Annotated in this window: 8 protein-coding genes; 6 read left to right on the top strand and 2 right to left on the bottom strand. The window is 73.6% G+C overall.

Annotation, left to right across the window (positions count from 1 at the left end):
• A partial coding sequence (locus MPTA5024_RS30315) for a hypothetical protein (RefSeq protein WP_232326702.1) occupies positions 1–713 on the top strand: 713 nt, incomplete at its 5' end.
• Here MPTA5024_RS30315 and MPTA5024_RS30310 read toward each other — a convergent pair.
• Positions 700–1,611: an LLM class flavin-dependent oxidoreductase gene (locus MPTA5024_RS30310; protein ID WP_036330652.1), complete on the bottom strand. Its 912-nt coding sequence runs from the start codon at positions 1,609–1,611 to the stop codon at positions 700–702. The two genes, MPTA5024_RS30315 and MPTA5024_RS30310, sit on opposite strands and share 14 nt — an antisense overlap.
• A 119-nt stretch (positions 1,612–1,730) precedes the next feature.
• Here MPTA5024_RS30310 and MPTA5024_RS30305 point away from each other — a divergent pair, with 119 nt between their 5' ends.
• The 4 genes from MPTA5024_RS30305 (at position 1,731) to MPTA5024_RS30290 (ending at position 4,830) form a co-directional block, all read left to right on the top strand.
• Entirely contained in the window at positions 1,731–2,150 is a 420-nt protein-coding gene (locus tag MPTA5024_RS30305) for a MarR family winged helix-turn-helix transcriptional regulator (protein WP_036330651.1), read from the top strand.
• A 77-nt stretch (positions 2,151–2,227) separates the two neighbouring features.
• On the top strand, positions 2,228–2,818 hold the full coding sequence (locus MPTA5024_RS30300) for a Maf family protein (RefSeq protein ID WP_036330649.1): 591 nt from the start codon (positions 2,228–2,230) through the stop codon (positions 2,816–2,818).
• 10 nt (positions 2,819–2,828) lie between these two features.
• The gene (locus tag MPTA5024_RS30295; protein WP_051458849.1) at positions 2,829–3,608 is read left to right on the top strand and encodes an EI24 domain-containing protein; all 780 of its coding nucleotides are present in this window, start codon (positions 2,829–2,831) and stop codon (positions 3,606–3,608) included.
• 121 nt (positions 3,609–3,729) lie between these two features.
• Complete coding sequence (locus MPTA5024_RS30290) at positions 3,730–4,830, top strand: DUF4192 domain-containing protein (protein ID WP_036330648.1); 1,101 nt, start codon at positions 3,730–3,732, stop codon at positions 4,828–4,830.
• A 184-nt stretch (positions 4,831–5,014) separates the two neighbouring features.
• Here MPTA5024_RS30290 and MPTA5024_RS30285 read toward each other — a convergent pair whose 3' ends face one another.
• The gene (locus MPTA5024_RS30285) at positions 5,015–5,365 is read right to left on the bottom strand and encodes a hypothetical protein (RefSeq protein ID WP_036330647.1); all 351 of its coding nucleotides are present in this window, start codon (positions 5,363–5,365) and stop codon (positions 5,015–5,017) included.
• 219 nt (positions 5,366–5,584) lie between these two features.
• On the opposite strand from MPTA5024_RS30285, the gene MPTA5024_RS30280 reads away from it, so the two are divergent.
• Positions 5,585–6,133: a DUF1707 and DUF4870 domain-containing protein gene (locus MPTA5024_RS30280; protein ID WP_232326701.1), complete on the top strand. Its 549-nt coding sequence runs from the start codon at positions 5,585–5,587 to the stop codon at positions 6,131–6,133.
• Positions 6,134–6,138: the final 5 nt, after the last annotated feature.

Here is a 6,138-nt window from a genome sequence, read left to right as displayed (position 1 = left end):
CGGGCGGCGGGGTCTCCGTGGATCCCACGGTCGCCGCCTCGGCTCCGGTGACGGCCGGCGCCGCCGTCGACGCCGCGTCGGCCGTCCCGTCCGCGTCGGGCGCGCCCTCCTCTGCGGCGACGCCCGAGCCCACGCCGTCCCCCGGCACGACCGCCATGGAGGCGGCGCTGACGGACCCGCGGGTCCCGGCGCTGCCCGCGAGCGACCGGAGGCTGCGGAAGTTCTCCGGGCACGCCGCCCCCACCCGAGGGCTGATCAAGGACAAGCGGTCGGGCGTGGCCTTCGCCAGGTTCTCGAAGCTGTGGAAGCTGGCCAAGGCGAGCCCCTTCGCCTCACGGCAGGTGCTGCCCAAGGTCAAGGGCTCGGCGTACCAGGGGATGCTGGTCTCCTGCCCGGTGCCGATCCCGGTGCAGGACAGCCTGCGCGACACCGCCTTCCTGGCCGCCCGCTGGACGCTCAACCACCACCCCTCCGGGGCGACCGTCACCTGGACGGCGTCACAGAAGATCAAGGCGGGCAAGCGTGACGGCTGGCTGCTCGGCTACACCGTGCACTACGTGGTGAAGGGCAAGAAGCGTACGTCGAACGCCGCGGTGGCCCTGGTGGACGCGCGCGACAAGAAGCCGGCCCTGGTGTTCGTCACGATCCCCGACAGCCAGCGGAGTCGCTGGCACGACATCAACGTGGTGGTCTCCTCCGTCAGGGCGCTGTGAGGGCCTCGCCGGATCCCACCTCGGCCAGCACCGGCTCGACGATCTCCCTGACGGCCCAGCGGGCGACGCCGGCCGGGAACGGCGTGCGCAGGTTCAGCGCGATGTGCGTCACGCCCGCCCGGACCGCGCCGACCACCGCGGCGCGGCCCGCGGCCGGGTCGTCGTACGGCACGATGATCTGGGCCGAGCGGACGATCTCGGCGGGGTCGCGGCCGATCGCGCGGCAGTGCTCGTCGAGCACCCGGCCGCGCTCGGCGATGAAGGCGGGGTCGTTGTGCGGCGGCCCCGGGATGTTCCAGATGTCGGCGTGCTCGGCCACGACCCGGAGCGTCCGGGTGCCCCAGCCGCCGATCATGATGGGCGGGCCCGGCCGCTGGACCGGCTTCGGGGCGCAGCGGGCGCCCCGGAGCGTGTAGTGGCGGCCCTCGAAGTCGAAGACGTCCTCGGTCCACATCCGGCGCAGGATGGCGCACGACTCCGCCAGCCGCTCGACGCCCTCTCCGGGAGACACCAGGCGCAGGCCGTACGCGTCGTACTCCCGCGGCGTGAGCGTGTCCCCCGGTTGGACGGTGCCGCCGACACCGATCCCCATCACCAGGCGCCCGCGTGAGACGACGTCGACCGTGGCGGCGATCTTCGCGAGCACGGCCGGCGGCCGGGTGCGGTTGCTGGTCACCATCAGGCCGAGGCCCAGCCGCTCGGTCCGGGCGGCGAGGGCGGCCAGCAGCGTCCACCCCTCCAGGATCGGCCCTCCGGGGTCGCCGAACAGGGGGATCATGTGGTCCCACAGCCAGGCGTGCTCGATCTCCGGGGTCGCGTCCGCCTCCTCCCAGACCCGCAGGATCTCGTCGTACGTCGTGTGCGCGGGGACCGTCTTCAGGCCGAAGCTCAGCGTCATGCGATCGTCTCCAGGGATATCGTTAGCACGGCAACGAAAGACGTTAGCGAGCTAACGAAATGCCGTCAACCCTGCTTTTGCTAGCGTGCGAACGCACGAGGGGACGGGACGGAGATCGCATGAGCGCGGCGGAGGACTTCCACACGGCCTTCTGGAACGCCAAGCGTGCGATGGCGCAGGCGGCGGAGGCCGCCTACAGCCGGCACGGCGTGGGCTCCGGGCAGCAGTTCATCCTGCGCTGCCTGTGGGAGGACGACGGGCTCACCCCCGGCGAGGTCGCCCGCCGTCTGGAGCTCGCCACGCCGACCGTCACCCGGGCCGCCACCCGCATGGAGGCGGCCGGGCTGCTGCGCCGCGAGCCCCACCCCACCGACGCCCGGCTCGTACGGCTGCGCCTCACCGACCGCGGGCGGGCCCTGGAGGGCGTGATCGCCGAGGAGGTGGCCCGGCTCGGGGAGCGGGCGCTGCGCACGCTCGACCCCGCCGAGCGCGAGCAGGTCGTCCGGTTCCTCGGGGAGATCCGCCGCAACCTCGTCTGAGTCTGGGCCGCCCGGCCGGGTCGGGCGCCTTCCGGCGCTGCGGCGGGCGCGGGACCGGAAGCCGTTAGGCTTCGCGTGTGAGCGAATTGGTGCTGGCCTCCGCTTCCCCGGCCCGCCTCGGCGTGCTGCGGTCCGCCGGGCTCGACCCCAAGGTCATCGTCAGCGGGGTGGACGAGGACGCGATCACGGCCGACTCGCCCGCGGCGCTCTGCCTCGCCCTCGCCGAGGCCAAGGCCGCCGCCGTCTCCGGCACCCTGTCCGACGGCGTCGTCATCGGCTGCGACTCGATGCTCGAGCTCGACGGCGTCGCGTACGGCAAGCCGTCCTCGCCTGAGGAGGCCGTGCGCCGCTGGCGGTCGATGCGCGGCAGGACCGGGCGGCTGCTGACCGGGCACTGCGTGGTCGACGTGACCGGCGGGCGCGCGGTCTCGGACGTCGCCTCCACGGTGGTCCGGTTCGGCGCGCCCACGGACGACGAGATCGACGCGTACGTGGCGACGAAGGAGCCGCTGCGGGTCGCCGGCGCGTTCACACTGGACGGCTACGGCGGCTGGTTCGTCGAGGGGATCGAGGGCGACCACGGCAACGTGCTCGGCATCTCGCTGCCCTTGCTGCGCCGCCTGTTCGCCGACCTGGGCATGGTGTCCGTGACGCGCCTTTGGCGCTAGCCTGCCCGGCATGAGCAGCAACGGACGGCGCGGCGTCGGCGGGTTCGCCGAGGGGATCGGGTTCTGCCTCAAGGGCCTCGGCTGGGTCGCCCGGCACCCCCGCTGGTGGGTGTTCGGGCTGGTCCCCGCGCTCGTGTCGACCGTGCTCTACGTCATCGCGCTCGTGTGGCTCGGGACGCACGCGACCGACGTCGCCGCCTGGGCCACGCCGTTCGCGGACGACTGGGGCTGGCGGGACGCGTTCCGCACGCTCGTCGGCGTCATGATCTTCGTGGTCGGCCTCGTGCTGTCCGTGCTGACGTTCACCGCGGTCACACTGGCCATCGGCGAGCCGTTCTACGAGAAGCTGTCAGAGAAGGTCGAGGAGGACCTCGGCGGCCTGCCCGAGGGGGCGGACACCTCCCTGTGGCGGTCGTTCCTGCGGTCGGTGCGCGACAGCGTGGTCACGCTGTTCTACGTGCTGATGTTCACGATCCCGCTGTTCGTGCTCGGGTTCGTGCCGGTGGTGGGGCAGACCGTGGTGCCGGTGCTCGGGGCGCTGGTGTCCGGGTTCTTCCTCACGGCCGAGCTCACGGGGCTCGCCCTGGAGCGCCGGGGCGTCGGGCGGAAGGGGCGCTTCGCGCTCCTGCGGGGTGACCTGGGCCTGGCGCTCGGGTTCGGCGTGCCGCTGTTCCTGGCGTTCCTCGTGCCGCTCGTCAGCATCGTCGTCATGCCGGCCGCGGTGGCCGGCGCCGCGATGCTGGTGCGGGTCCGGCTGACCCGGCCCGCGCGCGAGCGTCATCCCGCGTAGACCTGGAGCTCGCAGAGCCGGGCGGCGGGGCGTCCGGTGCGTGCGTCGTCTATCCGAGGTTTTCCACAGGCGCGGCGATCACGGCCCGGGACGGGACGGGCGTGGGCCAGGCTTACGCCTCATGACCGCTACGCCGACGCTCGTGCTCTCCACCCCGGCGGACATCCTCGCCGCCGTGCCGTACCTCATCGGGTTCCACCCGGCCGACAGCCTCGTCGTGACCGGCTTCGCCGGGCCGTCCCTGCGGCTCAGCACGCGGTGGGACCTGCCACCCGACCCCGGCGACCTCGACCGGCTGGTCCCGCTGCTGCGGCGCGAGGGGGTGACGACGACCTTCGTCGTGGGGTACGGCTCCGGCGCGCTGGTGACCCCGGCCGTCGACGAGGCGCTGCGGCTGCTCGGCGGCGCGGGCATCGCCGTGGCCGAGGCGCTCCGGTCGGAGGACGGGCGCTACTGGTCCTACTCCTGCGACAGCGCCTCGTGCTGCCCGGCCGAGGGCACGCCGTACGACCCGTCCGTCAGCCACGTGGCCGCCGAGGCCGTCCTGCACGGGCTGGTGGCGCTGCCGGGCCGGGGGGCGCTCCGCGCGTCCGTCGAGCCGGAGGCGGGGCCGGCGATGCGGGCGGCCACGCGCTGCACGGCCGCCGCCCTCCGCGCCCGGTTCGCCGCACTGAACAGCCCCGACGCCCGGTGCGAGAGGGCGCGCGTGCGGCCCGGCGCCGACCCTCTCGCGGCCGCGCTCGTCTCCGAGGGCACGGCGCGGGTCCGGGCCGCCATCGCCCGGTACGAGTCGGGCGGCCGGCTGGGTGACGACGACGCGGCCCGGCTCGGGTTCGACCTCGCCCTCATCCGGGTTCGCGACGAGGCCTGGACGCTGATCGACGATCGCGACGTCCACGTGGACCTCTGGCGTGATCTGACCCGCAGGCTGGAGCCCCGCTACGTGGCGCCGGCCGCGTCCCTCCTGGCGGCGGCCGCCTGGCAGCGGGGAGAGTGCGCGCTCGCGGGCATGGCGCTCGACCGGGCGCTGGCCGCCGACCCCGGATACTCGATGGCGCTCCTGCTCCGGCAGGCGCTCGCCCACCTCATGTCACCCGCCGCGCTGCGCGACCGCATGCCCGCTCCGGAGGAGCTCGACGAGGAGATGGGCCCGCCCCGCCGTTCCTGGCTCGACCCCCTGCGCGCCCTGCTCGCCGAGCCTCCCCGCGCCGGCGCGGCCTGAGACCGCTCATTGTCGCGAAGCGGTGCGATCGGCCGGGGCATGCCGCGGGACGGGGAAGAGCGAGGTCGTGCGGGGGGTGGGGGTGCGAGCTGGGGGCGGTGCCGGGCGCGGGATCAAGGAGGGGTGAGGCGTGGAGGCGCGGGGGAGGGGTGTGGCACGCCGAGGTGCCGGGGAGGGGGGAGGCTCAGGCGAGGCCGCCGCTCTCGGCCCGGCGCCTGCGTTCGTTGTAGGCGCGCATCCGAGGCGGATAGCCGGTCAGCTGGACGTCGTACACGGGGAGGGCGAGGTCTCTGGCGACCCTTCCGATCACCGCGGGGGACCCGACCCGGCGGCGCGTCCACTCGCCGTCGTGCGCCACCGCCACCGCCGTGGTGTCGGTCGCGAAGGTCTCCGGCTCGACGTAGAACTCGACGCCGCGACGCGACCGGGCGAACTCGATGAGCGCCTCGATGTCGGCGTCCGTCGCCTCACGGTCGAACCTCGCCACGCGATTGCCGCGCAGCCGCCGGATTCCGTAGCGATCTCGCCATCTCATAGTGTCTGTATACAGCCCTGGGGATCACGAACGTGTTAAGACCGTTTCTCCGGGCTGAGTCGGGGATGTCCCGGATGGACCATCGCGCGTGCCGGGCCGAGGATGGAGGCAGACTCGACATAGGCGAGACGACCGTTGACGGAAGGCGACTCTGCGATGCCCGCGGCAGCGACACCATCGTGGCAGGGGCGGGCCCCGATGCCACATCCCCAGTTGCGCGTGACCAACGAGGACCGGGACCAGGTCGTCGAGCACGTCAAGGCGGCGTACGCCGAGGGCAGACTCGACAAGGACGAGATGGACGAACGGCTCCACCTCGCTATGACGGCGCAGACCCACGCCGACCTCATGCCGATCATGACGGACCTCTACGGCACCCGTCCGGCCTACGTGCCGCGGCCGCCGGTCCGGCCGGCCCCGGCGTACGCGTACGCGCCGGGCGTGCCGGGCGTCCCTGACGGGGGCGACCGGGTGGCGGGCGCGGCCGCGCATCTGCTCACGCTGGCCGGGCTGTTCGTCGTGGGACCGTTGCTGATCATGGCGACGGCCGGCCGGACCTCGCCGTACATCCGCAGGCACGCGGTGGAGTCGCTCAACTTCCACCTCACCGTGCTGGGCGGGAGCATCCTGCTGCTGGTCACCGTGGTGGGCGCGATCCTGCTGCCCGTGATCTGGGTCCTCGGCATCGTGCTGTCCATCGTCGGCGGAGTCACGGCGCTGACCGGCACCGACTTCCGCTACCCCCTGACGCTCCGCCTGGTGAAGTAGACCCC

This window comes from Microbispora sp. ATCC PTA-5024 (genome assembly GCF_000511135.2).
Classification (GTDB): domain Bacteria; phylum Actinomycetota; class Actinomycetes; order Streptosporangiales; family Streptosporangiaceae; genus Microbispora; species Microbispora corallina.
Note: the sequence above shows the minus strand (reverse complement) of the source record. Positions and strands in the feature narration are given on the sequence as shown.

Excerpts from the sequence above, each read along its gene's own strand:
- MPTA5024_RS30310 (WP_036330652.1), bottom strand. The coding sequence starts at position 1,611 with ATGACGCTGAGCTTCGGCCTGAAGACGGTCCCCGCGCACACGACGTAC.
- MPTA5024_RS30285 (WP_036330647.1), bottom strand. The coding sequence starts at position 5,365 with ATGAGATGGCGAGATCGCTACGGAATCCGGCGGCTGCGCGGCAATCGC.
- MPTA5024_RS30305 (WP_036330651.1), top strand. The coding sequence starts at position 1,731 with ATGAGCGCGGCGGAGGACTTCCACACGGCCTTCTGGAACGCCAAGCGT.
- MPTA5024_RS30295 (WP_051458849.1), top strand. The coding sequence starts at position 2,829 with ATGAGCAGCAACGGACGGCGCGGCGTCGGCGGGTTCGCCGAGGGGATC.
- MPTA5024_RS30290 (WP_036330648.1), top strand. The coding sequence starts at position 3,730 with ATGACCGCTACGCCGACGCTCGTGCTCTCCACCCCGGCGGACATCCTC.